An 18,113-nucleotide genomic window follows, 5' to 3' on the forward strand; every position below is an offset into this window, starting at 1 on the left:
TTGTTGTTGTTTTTGATAGAGCTACTTTTCGACGATGGCGGTAATGCCCAGCCCGCCCGCAGCGCAGATGGAAATCAGGCCGCGCCCGCCGCCGTTCGCATGGATGGTCTTGGCCAGCGTCGCCAGTTGCCGGCCGCCGGTAGCGGCAAACGGATGGCCACAGCCCAGCGAGCCGCCGTTGACGTTCATTTTGGCGCGGTCGATGGCGCCCAGCGGCGCGTCCAGGCCCAGGCGTTCGCGGCAGTAGTCGGCGTCTTCCCAGGCCTTGAGCGTGCACAGCACCTGGGCGGCGAAGGCTTCGTGGATTTCAAAGAAATCGAAGTCCTTGAAGCTCAGGCCCTCGCGTTGGAGCATGCGTGGTACGGCGTAGGCCGGGGCCATCAGCAGGCCCTCGGTGCCGTCGACAAAATTCACCGCCGCTGTTTCGCCGGTGCGTAGATACGCCAGCACCGGCCAGCCATTGGCGGCAGCCCATTGCTCGCTGGCCAGCAGCACCACCGAGGCGCCATCGGTCAACGGCGTGGAGTTACCCGCCGTGAGCGTACCGTTCTGGCGGTCGTAGGCCGGGCCCAGGCTGGCGAGTTTCTCCAGGCTGGTGTCGGCACGCAGGTTGTTGTCCCGCGCCAGGCCACGATGGGGGCTGATCAGGTCATCGAAAAAGCCCCGCCGGTAGGCGGCGTCGAGGCGTTGATGGCTGGTCAGCGTCAGCTCATCCTGGGCCAGGCGCTTGATCTGCCAGCGCTTGGCCATTTCCTCGCAGTGCTCGCCCATGGACAGCCCGGTACGCGGCTCGCCATTGCGCGGCAGCAATGGTTTGAAAAACATCGATGGGCGCACCTTGAGCAAGCTCTTCACCTTGTCGCCCAGGCCTTTGGCGCGATTGGCCGCGAGCAAGGTGTGGCGCAGGGCTTCGTTGATGCCGATGGGCGCATCGGAGGTGGTGTCCGCGCCGCCTGCGATACCCACTTCGATCTGGCCGAGGGCGATTTTATTCGCCACCAGCAGCGCCGCTTCCAGGCCAGTGCCGCAGGCTTGTTGCACGTCGTAGGCCGGTGTGTCCGGGGACAAGGTGGTGGACAGCAGCGACTCACGCGCCAGGTTGAAATCCCGCGAATGCTTGATCACGGCCCCGGCGGCAAACTCGCCAAGACGCTGGCCGTGCAGGTTATAGCGGTCGACCAGACCTTGCAGCGCCGCCACCAGCAGGTCTTGGTTGCTGTCGTGGGCATACACGGTGTTGGAGCGAGCAAACGGGATACGGTTGCCGCCGATAATCGCCACGCGGCGAGTCGGAGCCGGGTTGAAGCTGTAGTCAGTCATCGACGGTTCTCATTCCAGACAAAGAGCCCGCGCATGTGCGGTTTATCACCGGCAAAATTGCGCACCTCAAACTCACGGCGCGGGCCGCTTGCGGGGTGGTTCCACAGGGCGACCTGGCCAGGCAGGAAAATCGGCAGCTTGAAGTCGCAATGGGCCTCGGCCTGGTCCAGCCCGCCGGGCGGTTGCTGGGCTGCAAGTGCACGGCCGAGGGTCCACATGCCGTGGGCAATGGCGCGCCGAAAGCCAAAGAGCTTCGCGCCGATCACCGAGGTGTGGATCGGATTGAAATCCCCCGACACCCTGGCAAAACGCCGGCCAAGGTCGGCGGGCAATACCCAGCGCTGGGTGCGCAGCAGGCCTTCTTCCTGCAACGGCAAACCATCATTCCACGGCTCACCGACCGGATTTTTTACCTCTCGGCGCAGGTACAGGCTGTCGCTTTCCCACACCAGGCTGCCTTCACTGTAGGCACGGGTGGCGATGCTCAGCGCCTGGCCCTTGGGATGCGCGACCCAGCGCGCGCAGAACACTTCCAGGCGCAAGGCCTGGCCCTCGTGCAGGCGCCGGTGCTGACGGATGCGATTGGCCAGGTGCACCATGCCGCTGGCCGGGTACGGAAAACTTGGCCGCGTCAGCAGCATCAAGTGCAGCGGGAACGCCAACACATGGGGAAACGACAGCGGCACGCCCTGCTCATGGCGAAAACCGCAGGCACGCCCATAGGCGCCAATCTCGGCAGCCGACAACGCCACCGCCGAGCGCACCAGACGTTCCACGGGCAGCGCGGGCGGCCCATCGAGTTTGGGTTTACGCAGGCCGCGCAGGCCATCCATCAGCAGTTGGCTGCGCGACGGCGGTGGATCGATAATCTGTGTCACGTAGTCCATGGCTCAAGCTCCCAGCAGGCTTTGCCCGCACACCCGTACGACTTGGCCGTTGACCGCGCCGGACGCCGGATGCGCCAGCCAGGCAATCGTCTCGGCCACATCTATCGGCTGGCCGCCCTGGGACAACGAATTCATGCGTCGCCCCGCCTCGCGGATCATCAGCGGGATCTTCGCGGTCATCTGGGTTTCGATAAACCCCGGTGCCACCGCATTCACCGTGACCTGGCGCGCCGCCGCCTGCGGCGCGAGGCCCTGCACCAGGCCGATCACCCCGGCCTTGGAGGTGGCGTAGTTGCTCTGCCCGAGGTTGCCGGCGATGCCGGAGATCGACGACACACACACGATGCGCCCACCAGGATTGACGCCCTGGTTGTCCAGCAGCGCATTGCTCAGGTGCAACGGCGCTTCCAGGTTGACCGCCAGCACCCTGCGCCAGGCGGCTTCGGTCATTTTGGCGATGGTTTTGTCGCGAGTGATCCCGGCGTTGTGCACCACCACGTCAAAGGCGCCGTATTGGCTGACATGGGCGTGCAACAAGGTGGCCGCGTCGGCGCTGGTGATGTCCAACGGCAACGCTGAACCGCCTACGCTGTCGGCCGCCTGTTGCAGGGATTCCTGGGCCTGGGGCACATCCACACACACCACGTGCGCACCGTCGCGGGCCAGCACCTGGGCAATCGCCAGGCCGATGCCACGGGACGCGCCGGTGACCAGTGCGCGACGGCCGGTGAAGGGTTGGTCCCAGTTGACGGCAACGTGGCCATCGACCGGCGGTTCCAGGCGTACCACTTGCCCCGAGACGTAGGCCGAACGGCGCGACAGGAAGAAGCGCAGGCTGCTGTCCAGCGCGTCTTCGGCGCCCGGCGCAACATAGAGCAATTGCACGGTGATCGCGCGGCGCAGTTCCTTGGCCAGCGACCGCACCAGACCTTCCAGCGCACGCTGGGCGATGGCCTGGGGCAAGTCCGCACAGTGTTCCGGCGCGGTGCCGAGCACCACCACACGGCCGTGCTGGCCGAGACGCTTGGCGTTGGCGTGGAAAAACACATAGAGCTCATCGAGTTGTTGCAGGCCGCTGATGTCGCTGGCATCAAACACCGCACCCTGCACCTTGCTGGTGGACGGCGCCGTGAGGGTCGCCGCGGTGGCGGTGACCGTGTCGGTGGCGCTGAACAGCTGTTGCACGTGTGCGGTCAGGCGCCCTGCCCCGGCGACGATCACCGGGTTGACCAAGCCTGGTTGGCCGCTGCGGTGGCGTTGCAGCGCCAAGGGCTGCGGCAAGCCGACGGCCTGGGCCAGGCGACGGCCCCAGGGGGAGTTAACAAAAGATAAGTAGCTGTCACTCATAGAAAGATCCACTCACAGTGTCTTGACCTGTAAACCCGGCCCCTGTGGGCGCCGGCAAGCCCGACTCCCACATTGGCCGCGTTGCAGCTAATTCACCGAGGCGTTTTCGCCTTGGCTGCTACGGCGCTTGGTCGCTGGTTCCAGCGCTTGCTTGCGCTGCTGCAACGCTTCCAGCAGCCCGAAGTCCTGCGGGAAGTCGTCGACCTGGATCGCGTGGTCGGCGTATTCCACATACCGCGCCAGCAAGCTGTCTTCGTCGTCGCTGATCAAATCCAGCGCCCGCGCCTTGACGCGCCAGGCGGTGAAGGCCGTGGCGGAAATCGGCAGGGGTTCGATCAGGCCTTGTTTGATCGCAGGTTTGAGCCGTGCGTCGATCAACTCCACCTGTGGCAATAAACGGAACCCCAGTTCGCCATACGCCAACTTGTCGATTTCCGGCCGTGGGATGTAGGAATTGGCCAGCAGACGGTCGCGGGTTTCGCCGGGGGTCTGCACCACCTCGGCCACTTGGGCCAGCAGGCGATCCGACGGTTTGCGCGATGGAATCCCGAACGGAAAACTCAAGCCGCGCAGCACCGCCGCAGCCGCTTGCGACGGATAGTTGGCGAGCACTTCGGCCAACGCTTCATGCGCTCGCAGCAAGGCATCCTGGGCCGACCAGTGCACCAGGGGCAGGTCCGCCTGCGGTCGACCGTCGTCCTCGAAGCGCTTGAGCACGCAGGACAAAATGTACAGCTGCGACAGAATATCCCCCAGGCGCCCGGTGATACTTTCCTTGCGCTTGAGCGCACCGCCCAGCACCCCCATGGAAATGTCCGAGACCAACGCCAGTACCACCGACAGCCGATTGGCCTGGCGGTAGTAGGACGCCAGCGCCGGGTCGGTCTTGGCTGGTGCGGAGAGTAGCCGCCCACCCGTCAGGGAATGCACCGCCGCGCGTACGGTGTTGGCCAACACAAAGCTCACATGGCCGAACATTGCGCTGTCGAACTCTTCCAGGGCTTTGCGCCGGTCGGGGTTGCGCGCCGCTTCCATCTCGCGGAACACATAGGGATGGCAACGGATCAGGCCCTGGCCATAGATGATCAGGCAGCGGGTCATGATGTTCGCGCCTTCTACCGTGATGGCAATCGGGCTTTGCTGGTAGGCACGGGCGAGGAAGTTGTTCGGCCCCATGCAGATACCCTTGCCGGCGACGATGTCCATGCCGTCGTTGACGATAATCCGCGCACGCTCTGTCACGTGGTACTTGGCGATGGCCGAGATCACCGAGGGCTTCTCCCCCGCATCGAGGGACGCCACCGACACTTTGCGCACCGCATCGCAGGCATACAGGTGCCCGGCCATGCGCGCCAACGGTGCCTGCACGCCTTCGAACTTACCGATGGGCAGGCCGAACTGTTTGCGCATCGCCGCGTACGCCGTGGTGCCGCGCACCGCCACCTTGCCCAGGCCGACGTTGGCCGACGGCAGGGAAATGGCGCGCCCTGCTGCCAGGCATTCCATCAACATGCGCCAGCCATTGCCGATCTGCTCGCGGCCGCCGATTACCCATTCCAGTGGGATAAAGACGTCTTTGCCGGTGGTCGGGCCGTTCTGGAATACCGCGTTCAGCGGCCAGTGGCGCCGACCGCTGTTGACGCCGGGATGGGACGTCGGAATCAACGCACATGTGATGCCCAGGGAGCCGGCGGCGCCGAGCAAACCGTCCGGGTCTTCGGCGCGGAACGCCAGGCCGAGCACGGTAGCGATGGGGCCCAGGGTGATGTAGCGCTTGTCCCAGGTCACGCGAAAACCCAGGACTTCCTGGCCCTCATGCCTGCCTTTGCAGACGATGCCGAGATCCGGAATCGCCCCGGCATCGGAGCCCGCGTAGGGGCTGGTCAGGGCAAAACACGGGATGTCTTCGCCCCGCGCCAGGCGCGGCAGGTAGTAGTTGCGCTGGGCATCGGTGCCGTAATGCAGCAGCAGCTCGGCCGGGCCCAGGGAGTTGGGCACCATCACCGAAATCGCCGCCGCCGAGCAGCGAGTCGACAGCTTCATCACCACCTGCGAATGCGCGTAATGGGAGAAGCCTTTGCCGCCGTACTGCTTGGGGATGATCATGCCGAGGAAACCGGCGTCCTTGGTGTACTGCCAGCCCTCGGGGGACATGTCCTGCCAGACCTGGGTGGTTTCCCAGTCATTGGCGATGTCGCAGAGGGTTTCCACCTCGTTGTCGAGGAAGGCTTGTTCTTCTGCGCTGAGGCGCGCTGGCGCGGCGTGCAACAGACGTTGCCAGTCGGGCTTGCCGCTGAACAACTCGGCGTCCCACCACACCGTGCCAGACTCGATGGCCGCGCGCTCGGTGTCGGACATTGCCGGCATGATTGTACGAAACAGGCCGAGGGCCTTGTTGGTCAACAACACGCGGCGCAAGGGTTTGATGCTCAGCAGCGCAGCCGGTGCCAGCACCAGCAGCGCTGCGACCGTCACGCCAACAGCAGCCACTACGTTGAACAGGTAGCCCACTGCCAGCCAGATCAGGCCGACGCCCAGCCACAGGGTGGCGGCAGCTTGTCGATACGCCAAAGCAATCGCGGCTGCGAAACCCATCAATAACCAGATAACCATAGGGATACCTCTACTCGATTCAGGGTACGGCTGTGACGCGACAGGTCCTACAGACCTGCGGCGTAAAGCCACACTACAAACTTGGAAAGACAAATTCAAATTTTGTTTTGAAATTTTTATTTAATGCTTGGGCGAAAAAATCACCGACTGAACAGGGTCAGCCAGATACGTTGATTGAGTGGGAAATCGGAACGGGTCGCGTGCGACCCGTCGATGCATGACCGGCATGGAATACGACAGAAAGATGCGCTGACTGCCCACTCATACCGGTATTGCGGGACGTTACGCGGGATCAGAACTCGTAGGTCACCCCCAGGCTGACGACATCGCCGTAGGCGTCGGCTTTACCGTCCAGCGATGCACCGCCAAGACGATCCTGGTTGTGGGTTTTCAACTTGGCCTTTTCCACGAACTGGTGGGAGTAGGAACCGTCGATGCCCAGGCCGGGGATGGCGCGGACTTTGTAGCCAAAGCCCAGGGAGGTGAAGATCCGGTCGCCGTCCGGGATACGCGGGTCGCGGGTGGAGTTGCGGGTCGGTGTCTGGTCAGTCGCCACACCGGCGCGCAAGGTGAAGTCGTCGGTGAGTTTGTAGTCGCCACCGAGGGAGACCATCCAGGCATCCTTGTAGTTGTAAGGGATGGCGACGATGGTCGAACCTTCAGACTTCAACGTCAGGTTTTTGAACGATGACCATTGGGTCCAAGTGACACTGGCGCCGAGGGTCAGGCGGTCCAGGCTGCCGGTGAAACTGTGTACCCAGTCGATGGAAGCGTTGGCAGGCACATCCAACTGCGTCGAGGCTTTACCGTTCATTTGCAGGTTCAGGCCAGGGTACAAAAGACCCGGCAACCCACCCTCGATCAGCCCCGTCGACCCTTCATCGGCGTAGATATTGTATTTGCCCTCAAGCTTGTTCTTGATCTTGGCGTGGTAGTTCAAACCGACAGTGTCCTGCAGTGTTGGTTTCCAGGCCAGACCGGCAAACCAACCCACCGAGGTGTTGTCGACTTTGACGCGCATCAGCGAATAGCCAATGCCCGCCGGAAATGGAATCGAATTCGGCGCAAGCGCCGCCGCCGCATACAAGTCAACGTTCTGGCTGACGAAACCTTTGGTGTGCTGAACAATTGCACCAGCGCCGATAGAGAATTGATCATTGACCTTGAACGACAGCGATCCGGTCAACCCAACGGTTTCGATCCGTGTGTCAACCGCGAAATCCCGGCCCTTCCAGTCATTGTCCCAGGTGGTACGCGCGCCCATGGGCACGACTTGGCTCAGGCCAAAGGCGAAACGATCACCGATAGGCATGACCATGAACCCAGTCGGCAGCCAGGCCGTAAAACCGCCTTGGCCACCATCACCGGTGCGCGGCACTGAAACGGGCTCAAAGGTATCGGGGTCAAGGGTCGTGGATGACGTAGGGTTGCCGGCATAGTCCTTGGCCGTGCCTTTGTATTTGATATTGATGCGTGCGTAGTCAACATTGAACTGCGCAATGTTGTGATCAATAAACGCCATGGCGGCAGGGTTGTTAAAGGCCGATGACGGGTCATTCTTAAACATCGAACCACCACCAAAAGCCCGACCCCAACCTTCTGCCCCGAAGGTCGGAGTAGAGAAGCCACCGGCCTGTGCCGAGCCGGCAGTCGCAATCAAGCCCCCCAACAACGCAAGACCGAGGAATGCGTGCGCCTGCTGTTTCTTATTGTTCATGCTCCACTCCTTATTATTGTTTTCAACCATGATCGGTTGCGCCGATATGGCCTGAAGCAGCAGGTGCCTTTTGCAAGACACCTGCTTTTTTTCAACGTGTGATCACCACGTCAAATCAGCCAGTTGCATTAAGGGTTAAGCGTGAACTGCGGAGACGGTGTGACATTGAGCGCGGTGATCTTGCACTTGCCGACTGTTTGCGCAGTACCGATGGTCAGGGCATGGGTCGCGTTATCGAACTTCACATCGATCGTGGCAGGGGCAGTGGCGCAATCATTTACGATCTTGAAGTTAACGCCAGACACCGTGCCGGTGTACACGCCCGACGTACCGGCGCCAGGCGTCAGTGTCCAAGGCAGGCCCAGCAGAACCGGAACGCCACACAAGCCGCCGCCGGTAACAGTGGCGCCGGTGATCGACGCTGAAGCCCCCCCAGCGGCAACTGAGCCGGTGAAAACAATGCCGCAGTTCACAGGGATGCCAAGAGACGCTGGCGAACTCACGGCAATCGTACCGCCTGGCGTGGTGAACGCTGTTGGGTTAGGGGTAATGGTGCTGGCATTGGCCATCGACGCAGCACCCATGCAAACAGCCAAAGCAGACAACGATACGAGGGTTTTCAAACTTTTCATTGTTTTTCCTCACATGTTATGGCGAATTCATTTCGCCAGGGGGTAATGGCCATGAACGAGAGGTCACGGTGAAACTGCAGAACTTCCCTTTCCAGCCAAATCTCAATTCGATTACCACAACAACATCTGATGCTTATTCAACAACCTTGAAGTTTGGCGGCATCTTGATCGATACCGTTTTGATCTTGCAGTCTTCGCCAATCGGTACATTGCTCGCTTCCAACTTGCCGGTGGCGTTATCCCACGTGCCATCGGCCGTTGATGGCCCGCACTTGCCGCCCAGGCCAAAGGCGTGCACATCCACGCTGATCTTCGACATGGAACCACTCTTGGTGTCTTTGGCGATCAAGACCCACGGCAAGTTGATGGCTTCGACGCGGCTGCACTTGAGGCCGCCGTCGAACTCGACTTTATCGACATTCACCGAAGTGCCGTCGGCCGCAACTTTGCCGGCGACCTTGATGGTGCAGTCGGCGCTGATCAGCGCGCCCTTGGAAAAGCTGATCGGGCCCTGGGCCGTAAAGGCGCTGCCGGCGGGCTCGATGCGCGCGGCCTGGGCCTGTTGATAGGCAATCAACCCAAGTGCGGCCAATACGAGGTGGCTGGTGAACCTGGCAGGTGTGTGCATGGTGTACGTCCTTCCCTTGAAATTATTGTTGTTCGGGTCAAACAAACTTCTTGCAACTAACGTTCAGCGTAATTCGGGCAATAAAAACCTGCGCGATACACAGATCCCGAGTCCACTGTTGATCTATAAGTTCACATCAGAACGGCTTGGCACTGCCGCTGTACTTCTCCAGATACTTCAAGCGTTGCGACGGCTGAAGATTGGTCAGGGTTATATCCCCGGCATAGTGATTGAGTACCCGATGATCCATGCGGCGTCGCCACAAGTAGGGAACATAGGCCCATACAATCATGCTCGCGTAGCCATAAGGAAGTTGCGGTGATTCATCAAAGTGGCGCAACGACTGATAACTACGAGTGGGGTTGGCATGGTGGTCGGAGTGCCGTTGCAGTTGAAACAGGAAGATATTGGTGACAATCCGATTACTGTTCCAGGAGTGGCGTGGCGAACAACGTTCATAACGACCATTGGGCAACTTCTGACGCTTGAGGCCGTAATGTTCGACATAGTTGACCACTTCAAGCAGCGAGAACCCGTAGATGCCCTGGATCAGCAGGAACGGAATCACCGCTGCCCCCAACCAGGCAATCATCGCGCCCCACAACACCACGCTGTACATCCAGGCGCTGAGCACACCGTTGCGCCAGTGCCAGGCCGGCAGGCCGAGTTTGCGCAGGCGTTCGCGCTCGAGGTTCCAGGCCGAACGGGCGCTGAACCACACCGAGCGCGGCAGGAAGGCCCAGAAGCTTTCCCCCAGGCGTGAACTGGCCGGGTCTTCCGGGGTGGCGACGCGCACGTGATGGCCACGGTTGTGTTCGGTGTAGAAGTGCCCGTAGAAGGTCGGCGCCAGGGTGACCTTGGCGAGAAACACTTCCAGCGCATTGGGTTTGTGCCCCAGTTCGTGGGCAGTGTTGATGGCGATGCCGGTGGCGGCGCCGGTCGACATGGCCATGCCCAGGTAGGTGAACCAGCTCAGCTCGCCATGCAACTGCGTACGCGCGGTGATGTAGGCGGCGGCGCGGGCCGGCCAGCTGGCGGGGTCGAGATCGGCGACGGCGTGCAACAGGCCGCCGCCGATGATCCAGTCGATGCCGCCGGCGGCCAGCCAGCCGGTGATCACCACCGATGAGATCACGAACAGCACGCCGGTGTAGACGATCCAGCGGTAGTAGCGTTGGGATTCAAGCTGGCTGACGGCGGATTCAGGCGGGTTGCTGACGTCTTCGCCGAGCAGGCCGTCGATCAGTGGGATCAGGCCGAAGATCACCAGTACACCGACCCACCACAATTGCTGGATGCCCGTACTGATGGCAAGCGCGCCGGACAACAGCGGCGTGGCCAGCGGCATGATGCCCAACCACCACAGGTGGCGCTTGCCGTCAGTCCATACACTTGGCGCTGCGAGGGTCTGGTTCATGGCAGCCTCCGCGACAGGGAGACCCGAAACAGGTTCGTGGAGCGTGGAATGCTCCAGGAAATTGACCATGCGATAAAAGGCGTTTTTTTCATTTTTATTCGCTCTTAGGCATTTCAAAAATCATTTCAAAATATAAATTGAAATATTTTTTTAAATAAATAACGCGGAATCGATAGGTCGTCAACTACTTTTTCGAGGGCTTTTTTACGTGACCGGACAGTCTGTTTTTCAGCTGTTTGGTCAGGTCTCTAGAGCAAGCATTTGCGCCGATCCACCCCGCAACGAGGGCCACGTTTATTTGTTCGCCATGGCAAATGGCGGGTGCAAAACCGTGGCGTTTTGCGGCGCTCGGGTGCGTTTGGCGACCTGCTGCACCACCTCGACCACACGCGCGACGGCGGTGATCGGCAGCATATGGCCGCGCCCTTCCACCAACTGCAGCTTCAGCCCCGGCACCTTGTCGGCCAGGGCCTGGCCATGTTTGCGAAAGTCCAACACCTGATCCCGTGCGCCATAGATCAGGCCGATGGGCAGGCGCAGTTGCGGGTAGCGCTTGACCATGCCTGGCAGGTGATCGTTGACGCGATTGATCTCGGTGGAGGCGGCGTAGAAGTTGGCGGGACGCATGCCGAGCATGCCGCCGCCACGGGTGGCAAAATCCTCGGGCGCGGGGTCCGGCGCGAATACGCCCTTGACCACTGAACCTTGGGTCAGCAGCCCGATGGGCACGGTCAACGTGTGTGACAGCCAACGTCGCAGCCACGCCGGGCGAACGGCCAGCGACAGAAATACCAACGGCAACATCCGCTGCGGATGGCTCAACGGCGCCACCAGTACCAACCCGCCCACAGCCTGGGGATGATCGAGGGCCAACGCCAGGGCAATCGCCCCGCCGAGGGAGTGACCCAGCACCAATGGTCGCTCAAGACCCAGCGCCTTGATGAACCCGGCGATTTGCCGCGCCTGGCCCGGCAGGTCGGCCGCAGTACCCGCATGCCGCGTGGAATACCCCGATCCTGGTCGATCAACGCTGATCACCCGGAACTGCTCACGCAACGGGGCGGACAAGGCATACGTCAGGTTACGACTGCTGCCCATCAGCCCGTGAATCATGACCAGCGGCGGGCCCTTGCCCTCCTCCACATAATGAAAGCGCTCGCCATCGACCTCGACGAAGCGCCCATCAATCGGCACCGCCGCTTCAATGCGCCGCGTCATCCGCGCACTGAATCGCCATAACAGCGCACTCCCCCCTGCCAACACAGCCGCAGCGACAACCCACTCGACAGCCATAGCTCGGTCCTCTGCTTCCCTGCTGCTGGCGACCCGACCGGGATTGGTCAAGGCCTCAGCCACCGTCCACCCTGGACCTAGACGCTCTACATAACGTGCGCGTCCGTCGGACAGATCGCACCTGAGGAACAAGGTCGTAGCGTAGGCGATATTTTCAGGTAGATTATTTAAAATCTTTTTTAAAATAAATAATTCAATTTTCCTTTGCAATGGTGTTTTATCTAAAAGACAAAACAAAAACAGGAGCACCGCAGATGCCCACGAAGGACTGCCTATGAATGCCCACGACGAGGTCATCGACATCGCCATCATCGGTTCCGGCTTTGCCGGCTTGTGCATGGCCATCAAGCTCAAGGAAGCCGGCTGGCGCGACTTCTTTATCGCCGAACAAGCCGACACCCTCGGCGGCACATGGCGTGATAACAGCTACCCCGGTTGCGCCTGCGACGTGCAATCCCACGTGTATTCGTTTTCCTTTGCCCCCAACCCGGACTGGACCCGGCAGTTCGCGCCGCAAGCCGAGATCCGCGCCTACCTGGAGCAATGCGCCCGGCGTTATGAACTGGCGCCGTTCCTGCGTTTTGGCATGGGCCTTGAGCGCGCCGTGTTCGACGAGGCACAACAACGCTGGCAACTGCGCTTCAGCGACGGCCGTCAGGTCAGCGCGCGCGTGCTGGTGTCGGGCATGGGCGGGTTGTCGCGTCCGGCACTGCCAGCGATCCCGGGGCTCGAGAGTTTCAAGGGCAAACGCTTCCACTCCCAGCAGTGGGACCACGACTACTCACTCAAAGGCAAACGCGTCGCGGTGATCGGCACCGGCGCCAGTGCCATCCAGTTCGTGCCACAGATTGCGCCGCAGGTTGCCCATCTGGACCTGTTCCAGCGCACGCCACCGTGGATCATGCCCAAGCCGGACCGGGCGATCTCATCGCTCGAACGCTGGCTGTTCAAGCACCTGCCGTTCACCCAGCGCCTGGTCCGCGGCGCCTTCTATTGGGCGCTGGAAGGCCGTGTGGTGGGCTTTGCCCTGCATCCACGGTTGATGACCATGGTGCAAAAAATCGCCCAGCGCCACCTGCACCGGCAAGTGGCCCGCCCTTCCCTGCGCAAGACCCTGACGCCGGACTACACCATCGGCTGCAAGCGCGTGCTGATCTCGAATGACTACTACCCGGCGCTGTCCCGCAGCAACGTCGAGGTGATCACCGACACCGTGCAGCGCATCGAAGCCGATGGCGTGGTCACCGCCAACGGCATCAAGCACCCGGCCGATTGCCTGATCTTCGGTACCGGTTTCCAGGCCACCGCCCCACTGCCGCGCGACTGCATCATCGGCCGTGGCGGCATCGACCTGCTGGACACCTGGCGCGATGGCGCCCATGCCTACAAAGGCACCACCGTGCCGGGCTACCCGAACCTGTTCCTGATCGTCGGCCCCAACACCGGCCTGGGGCACAACTCGATGATTCTGATGATCGAGGCCCAGGTGACTTACATCCTCGACGCCCTGCGGCAAATGCAGCGCCATCGCATCGCCAGCGTCGACGTCAAGCCCGCCGTGGAAGAGGTCTACAACCGCCAACTGCAAGACCGGCTCAAGCGCACCATCTGGAACACCGGCGGCTGCCAGAGCTGGTACCTCGACCCGCGCACCGGCAAGAACACCACCCTGTGGCCCGGTTCGACCTGGCGCTTCAAGCAGGTCACCCGGCATTTCGCGCTCAAGGACTACGTCGCCCAGTTGCTGCCGATCCAGGCGGCCGCCGTCACTGCGCCCCACGCCACCGTCGAAGGGAGCCTGTCATGAAATCGTTCAACGGCCGCGTGGCCGCAATCACCGGCGCCGCCTCCGGCATGGGCCGTGCGCTGGCCCTGGCGTTGGCACGGGAAGGTTGCCACCTGGCACTGGCAGACAAAAATGCCCAGGGCCTGGCGCAGACCGAGGCAATCATCAAGACCATGACGCTGGCGCCGATCACGCTCACCACGCAGGTGCTGGATGTGTCCGACCGCGAGGCCATGCAAGCCTGGGCCAGCGACACGTTCGCCCGGCACGGCCAGGTCAACCTGATTTTCAACAACGCCGGTGTGGCGCTGTCGAGCACCGTGGAAGGGGTCGACTACACCGACCTGGAATGGATCGTCGGCATCAATTTCTGGGGCGTGGTGCACGGCACCAAGGCATTCCTGCCGTACCTCAAAGCCAGTGGCGATGGGCATGTGATCAACACCTCGAGCGTGTTCGGCCTGTTCGCCCAGCCGGGCATGAGCGGCTACAACGCCACCAAGTTCGCCGTGCGCGGCTTTACCGAAGCCCTGCGCCAGGAACTCGACCTGCAACGCTGCGGTGTCTCGGCGACCTGCGTGCACCCCGGCGGCATCCGCACCGACATCTGCCGCAGCAGCCGCATCGACGCGAACATGACCGGCTTTCTGATTCACAGCGAGCAACAAGCCCGCGCCGACTTCGAGAAGCTGTTTATCACCGACGCCGACACGGCCGCCAAGGTGATCCTGCAAGGCGTACGCCGCAATAAGCGCCGCGTGTTGATCGGCCGGGACGCCTACTTTCTCGACCTGCTCGCCCGCTGCCTGCCGGCGGCCTACCAAGCGCTGGTGGTGTTCGCCAGCAAACGCATGGCCCCCAAACCGCGCACGCCGGTCCTGGAAACCAACGACGAGCCCCGTCTCTGAACAGGAGCACACACCATGCTGCCGATCCGTCGCGACATCCGCTTTGCCTTGCCCGCCGAACACATCAAGGACTGGCATGAACAAGGCCCGTTCATCACGCATTTTTTCAATGCGCTGTCACTGCTGTTTCCCCAGGGCGAACTGTTTTTCATGGACAGCGTGCGCCACTACCGCTCGCGCATCGACGATCCAGAGCTGAAACAGCAGATCCAGGGTTTTATCGGCCAGGAAGCCATGCACAGCCGCGAACACGTGGCCTACAACGACCTGCTGCAAGCCGCCGGCCTGCCCGCGCACACCCTGGACCGACGCCTCAAGTTCATCCTCGACTGGCAGAAGAAACACTTCCCGCCGTCATTCAACCTGGCGATCACCATCGCCCTTGAGCACTACACCGCGATGCTCGCGGAGATCCTGCTCAGTGACCCGTCGCGTTTTGGCAACTCACTCAAGGGTTACCAACAGATGTGGTACTGGCACGCCCTCGAAGAAACCGAACACAAGGCCGTGGCCTTCGACGTGTGGTCCCGCGTAATCAAGCCCGGCCCCAAGCGCTACCTGCTGCGCACCGGGACCATGCTGACGACCACGCTGTTCTTCTGGCTGGTGGTGTTCGATTTTCACCTGCGCCTGCTGATTGCCGACCGCAAGGCCGGCGGGCACCTGAAGGGCTTCTGGCGCATGCTGAAGTTTCTGTATGGGCCAAAAGGCGTATTCCCACGGATGCTGCGGCCTTGGCTGGATTACTTCCGGCCAGGGTTTCACCCCTGGGACCACGACAACCGCGCCCGTCTGGAACGCATCGATGGACTGATCGAAGAGATCGAGCGTACCTACACATCCACCTAGGGCTCGGCCAGGGCGGCGCGCTCACGTACAAACCCCGGCAACTGATCGCCCGGCAGCGCCTTGCTGAAATACCAGCCCTGGATAAACAGCTCGCTGCCGGTATTCAAGAACGCCAACTGCTCGGCGGTCTCAACGCCTTCGACGACCACCCCCAGGTTCAACGCCTCGCAGAAGCGCAACATGCCGGTCAACACTTGAGCGCCCTTGGGGTCGTGTTGGGCAACGACGAAGCTGCGGTCGATCTTGATGAAATCCACCGGAAACTGGTGCAGGTAGCTCAGGGCAGAGAACCCGGTACCGAAATCATCGATATACACCTTGGCGCCGATGGCCTGCAGCTTCTGGATGGTCTGGCGCGTGGCCTGGATGTCACTGACCAGGGCGTCCTCGGTGATTTCCACCGACACCTGGCCTCGGGCCTGGGCGAGGATCTTCACCAGGCGGTTGCCGTAGGCCGGGTCGGTCAGGGTCGCGCTGGAAATATTGATCGTCATCGGTAACGCAAACCCCAGGGCGTGCCATTTCTGGTACTGGCGCACCGCCTCGGAGGCCACCCACACATCCACGTCCGGCATCAGGCGCGCCTGCGCCAGCCACTGCAGGAACTCCCACGGCGAATGCACCGTGCCGTGGCTGTCACGCGCACGCATCAGGGCTTCGCAGCCGGTGCACAAGCCAGTCAGGGTCGACACTTGGGGTTGGTACTCGAGGTAGAACTCGTAGTCGCTGATCTGCTGGATACGACTCAGCTCACTGGCCTGGCGTGCGAGGGCCTTGTGGGATGCGAGCACCGGGTCGGCTTCGAGCAGGCGGCCCTTTTCTTCAAGGCCGCGAAAGGTCATGTCCATCGAACGCAGGTACACCGTCCCGCCTTCGGCTGGCTGACGATGGATCGCTCGCACATAGGGGGCGTAGACCAGCGTGCCCAGGCCCAGCAGCAGCACTTGCAGGACCACGGCCGCCATATCGCCGTGGGTACTGAGGTAGGCGTTGAGCAGCACCGGCGAGGTGAACGGCACGCTGGCCACCGCCGGCATCACCCAGCCCAGTTGCACTGCGGTCAACGCGACCATCCCATTCAGGGCCGGTACCACCAGGAACGGAATGAACAAGCGCGGGTTGAGGATGATCGGCAAGCCAAACAACAGCACCTCGCTGACGTTGAACAGTGACAGCGGCAGACTGGCAATCGCCAGCAACCGCATGGACTGGCTCTTGGAGAACAGCAGGATCGCCAGCAACAGGCACAGCGCACCGCCCGAACCGCCGATAAAGGCGAAGCTGCCGAGCAGTCCGCTGTTGAGCAGATACTTGATCGGCTCCCCGGCGGCCAACGCCGTGCCATTGAGCACCACGGCCTGGTCGAGCACATCGAACAGCGGTTGCATGGCGTACACGCCGTGGATGCCAAAAAACCACAGCAGCGAATTCATCAGCGTCACGAACAAGCCGCTGCGGTAGGGCGAGTCCAGGGCTTCAAGCACTTGCGGGCCCTGCAACTGGGCGACATAGGGAATCTGCAAAAGCAACGACAACACCAGCACCAAGGCCAGCGCGGTGATTGCACCGGGCACCACCATATTGATGGTGCCTCGCAGGTTGTGCCCCACCAGGTCCTCGTTGACCAGGCGTGTCCAGCGCAAACGGTGCAACCAGGCAATTGCCGGCACATTGATCAGGGGCGAAGCAATCGCGATAAACAACACAAACGTGGCCGATGCCCGAGGGTACTCACGCAGGATGAAAGTCGCGATCACCACGTGGGCCAGGCACAGAAACGCAACGGGAAGCTGGGGCAAGCGGTACTGGATCGCCAGCATGTAGCCAATGGAAGCAGCCACCAGCAGCGGAATCACCGAGCTGATCTGGTTATGCAACCCGGCCAGTAAACTCACCACCTGCGCATCGAAACCCAGTACCCGGGCGCATTCGGACAGGATCAGAAACCCCGCCGATACCAGCAGGCATGGCAGGATCCACAACAATCCCTCGCGGATAGCACGCAATGACTCGGTGCTGGCCAAGGCGGCCAGACGCTGGGTGAAGAACAGCTTGAACAGCGTTTGCGCCATGACCCATCCCTCTGTCCATCGCTCCACGCCCCTGGAAAACAGGGTCGAAAATACCGCCTAACGCTACACGTCCTTAGGCCGGGAGCAAAAGGTTTTTAGCACGGCAACGCCAATTATTGAGTTGTCGTTTGAATTGCCTTATTGCACTCGACCCACTCATTCGACCAATTCATCCTCACCCCCTGTCGCCCGCTCTCCTGCCATGGCCCTTCAGGCGAATCTGCTCAAGCCCGCTATAGTCAATCCAAGGGCAGGTATTACCGCGCTTCTTTGGTCTCGCCGTAATGAGCCTGAGCACTACCATTAATTGGATTTTTGACTGGGGAGCGTCCCTGAGCCCGGGTCGATCGGTAATATCTGCGAGGAAATCGGCTTCAGGGAAAAGAGGGTCAACATGTCAGAAAAACCATCAGGAACCGTGCGCCCGATACTGCTCTACGTATTGCTGTGGCTGTGTGGGGTTTCATTGATGTTGATGATCAAGGACGTGGTGGAACAATTTACCGGTCAACTCGGCGACGATTCGATGGACTTGGCCACCGTCCTGGTCGCGTACGTGCTGCTGTTTACGCTCAAACCCATAAGGCACTGGAATGACCGGCGCCTGCGCAAACACTCCCGCCGCCGACAACTCGACCTGTAGT

Annotated in this window: 14 protein-coding genes; 4 read left to right on the forward strand and 10 right to left on the reverse strand. The window is 61.5% G+C overall.

Going from position 1 to position 18,113, the window contains the following annotated elements:
* Window positions 1–21 precede the first annotated feature (21 nt).
* The 9 genes from AC3ISR_RS15505 to AC3ISR_RS15545 form a co-directional block, all read right to left on the reverse strand.
* Window positions 22–1,320: an acetyl-CoA C-acetyltransferase gene (locus tag AC3ISR_RS15505; protein ID WP_192300869.1), complete on the reverse strand. Its 1,299-nt coding sequence runs from the start codon at window positions 1,318–1,320 to the stop codon at window positions 22–24.
* Window positions 1,317–2,207, reverse strand: a complete 891-nt coding sequence (locus tag AC3ISR_RS15510; RefSeq protein ID WP_192300868.1) for a MaoC/PaaZ C-terminal domain-containing protein — start codon at window positions 2,205–2,207, stop codon at window positions 1,317–1,319. The genes AC3ISR_RS15505 and AC3ISR_RS15510 overlap by 4 nt, the downstream gene beginning before the upstream one ends.
* A 3-nt stretch (window positions 2,208–2,210) precedes the next feature.
* Window positions 2,211–3,554 (reverse strand): 3-oxoacyl-ACP reductase, encoded by a 1,344-nt coding sequence (locus AC3ISR_RS15515; RefSeq protein WP_489324359.1) that lies wholly within the window; start codon window positions 3,552–3,554, stop codon window positions 2,211–2,213.
* Window positions 3,555–3,641: 87 nt separating this feature from the next.
* Entirely contained in the window at window positions 3,642–6,167 is a 2,526-nt protein-coding gene (locus tag AC3ISR_RS15520) for an acyl-CoA dehydrogenase (RefSeq protein ID WP_463984590.1), read from the reverse strand.
* A gap of 292 nt (window positions 6,168–6,459) precedes the next feature.
* A complete protein-coding gene (locus tag AC3ISR_RS15525; RefSeq protein ID WP_305390966.1) occupies window positions 6,460–7,884 on the reverse strand; it encodes an outer membrane protein transport protein in 1,425 nt (474 codons plus the stop codon).
* 128 nt (window positions 7,885–8,012) lie between these two features.
* The gene (praB, locus tag AC3ISR_RS15530; protein ID WP_192300864.1) at window positions 8,013–8,516 is read right to left on the reverse strand and encodes an alkane oxidation protein activator PraB; all 504 of its coding nucleotides are present in this window, start codon (window positions 8,514–8,516) and stop codon (window positions 8,013–8,015) included.
* A 133-nt stretch (window positions 8,517–8,649) separates the two neighbouring features.
* Window positions 8,650–9,144, reverse strand: a complete 495-nt coding sequence (gene praA, locus AC3ISR_RS15535) for an alkane oxidation protein activator PraA (protein ID WP_192300863.1) — start codon at window positions 9,142–9,144, stop codon at window positions 8,650–8,652.
* Between the two features lie 136 nt (window positions 9,145–9,280).
* Window positions 9,281–10,561 (reverse strand): alkane 1-monooxygenase, encoded by a 1,281-nt coding sequence (locus tag AC3ISR_RS15540; RefSeq protein ID WP_226457347.1) that lies wholly within the window; start codon window positions 10,559–10,561, stop codon window positions 9,281–9,283.
* 294 nt (window positions 10,562–10,855) lie between these two features.
* Window positions 10,856–11,854 carry an alpha/beta fold hydrolase gene (locus tag AC3ISR_RS15545; RefSeq protein WP_463984591.1) on the reverse strand — a complete coding sequence of 333 codons (999 nt, stop codon included), beginning with the start codon at window positions 11,852–11,854 and terminating at the stop codon, window positions 10,856–10,858.
* Window positions 11,855–12,128: 274 nt separating this feature from the next.
* Between AC3ISR_RS15545 and AC3ISR_RS15550 the strand changes: the two genes are divergently transcribed.
* Genes AC3ISR_RS15550 through AC3ISR_RS15560 form a run of 3 tightly spaced genes read left to right on the forward strand, consistent with a single transcriptional unit; the run spans window position 12,129 to window position 15,397 of the window.
* The gene (locus AC3ISR_RS15550) at window positions 12,129–13,661 is read left to right on the forward strand and encodes a flavin-containing monooxygenase (RefSeq protein ID WP_489324360.1); all 1,533 of its coding nucleotides are present in this window, start codon (window positions 12,129–12,131) and stop codon (window positions 13,659–13,661) included.
* The gene (locus AC3ISR_RS15555) at window positions 13,658–14,548 is read left to right on the forward strand and encodes an SDR family NAD(P)-dependent oxidoreductase (RefSeq protein ID WP_226457344.1); all 891 of its coding nucleotides are present in this window, start codon (window positions 13,658–13,660) and stop codon (window positions 14,546–14,548) included. Before AC3ISR_RS15550 ends, AC3ISR_RS15555 begins: the two co-directional genes overlap by 4 nt.
* Window positions 14,549–14,563: 15 nt before the next feature.
* Window positions 14,564–15,397, forward strand: a complete 834-nt coding sequence (locus AC3ISR_RS15560) for a metal-dependent hydrolase (RefSeq protein WP_226457343.1) — start codon at window positions 14,564–14,566, stop codon at window positions 15,395–15,397.
* On the opposite strand, the gene AC3ISR_RS15565 is transcribed toward AC3ISR_RS15560, so the two are convergent.
* Window positions 15,394–17,469 carry an EAL domain-containing protein gene (locus tag AC3ISR_RS15565; protein ID WP_463984594.1) on the reverse strand — a complete coding sequence of 692 codons (2,076 nt, stop codon included), beginning with the start codon at window positions 17,467–17,469 and terminating at the stop codon, window positions 15,394–15,396. The two genes, AC3ISR_RS15560 and AC3ISR_RS15565, sit on opposite strands and share 4 nt — an antisense overlap.
* Window positions 17,470–17,863: 394 nt before the next feature.
* Between AC3ISR_RS15565 and AC3ISR_RS15570 the strand changes: the two genes are divergently transcribed.
* A complete protein-coding gene (locus tag AC3ISR_RS15570) occupies window positions 17,864–18,112 on the forward strand; it encodes a hypothetical protein (protein WP_305390970.1) in 249 nt (82 codons plus the stop codon).
* Window position 18,113 lies beyond the last annotated feature (1 nt).

This window comes from Pseudomonas sp. GL_117, from assembly GCF_057835125.1.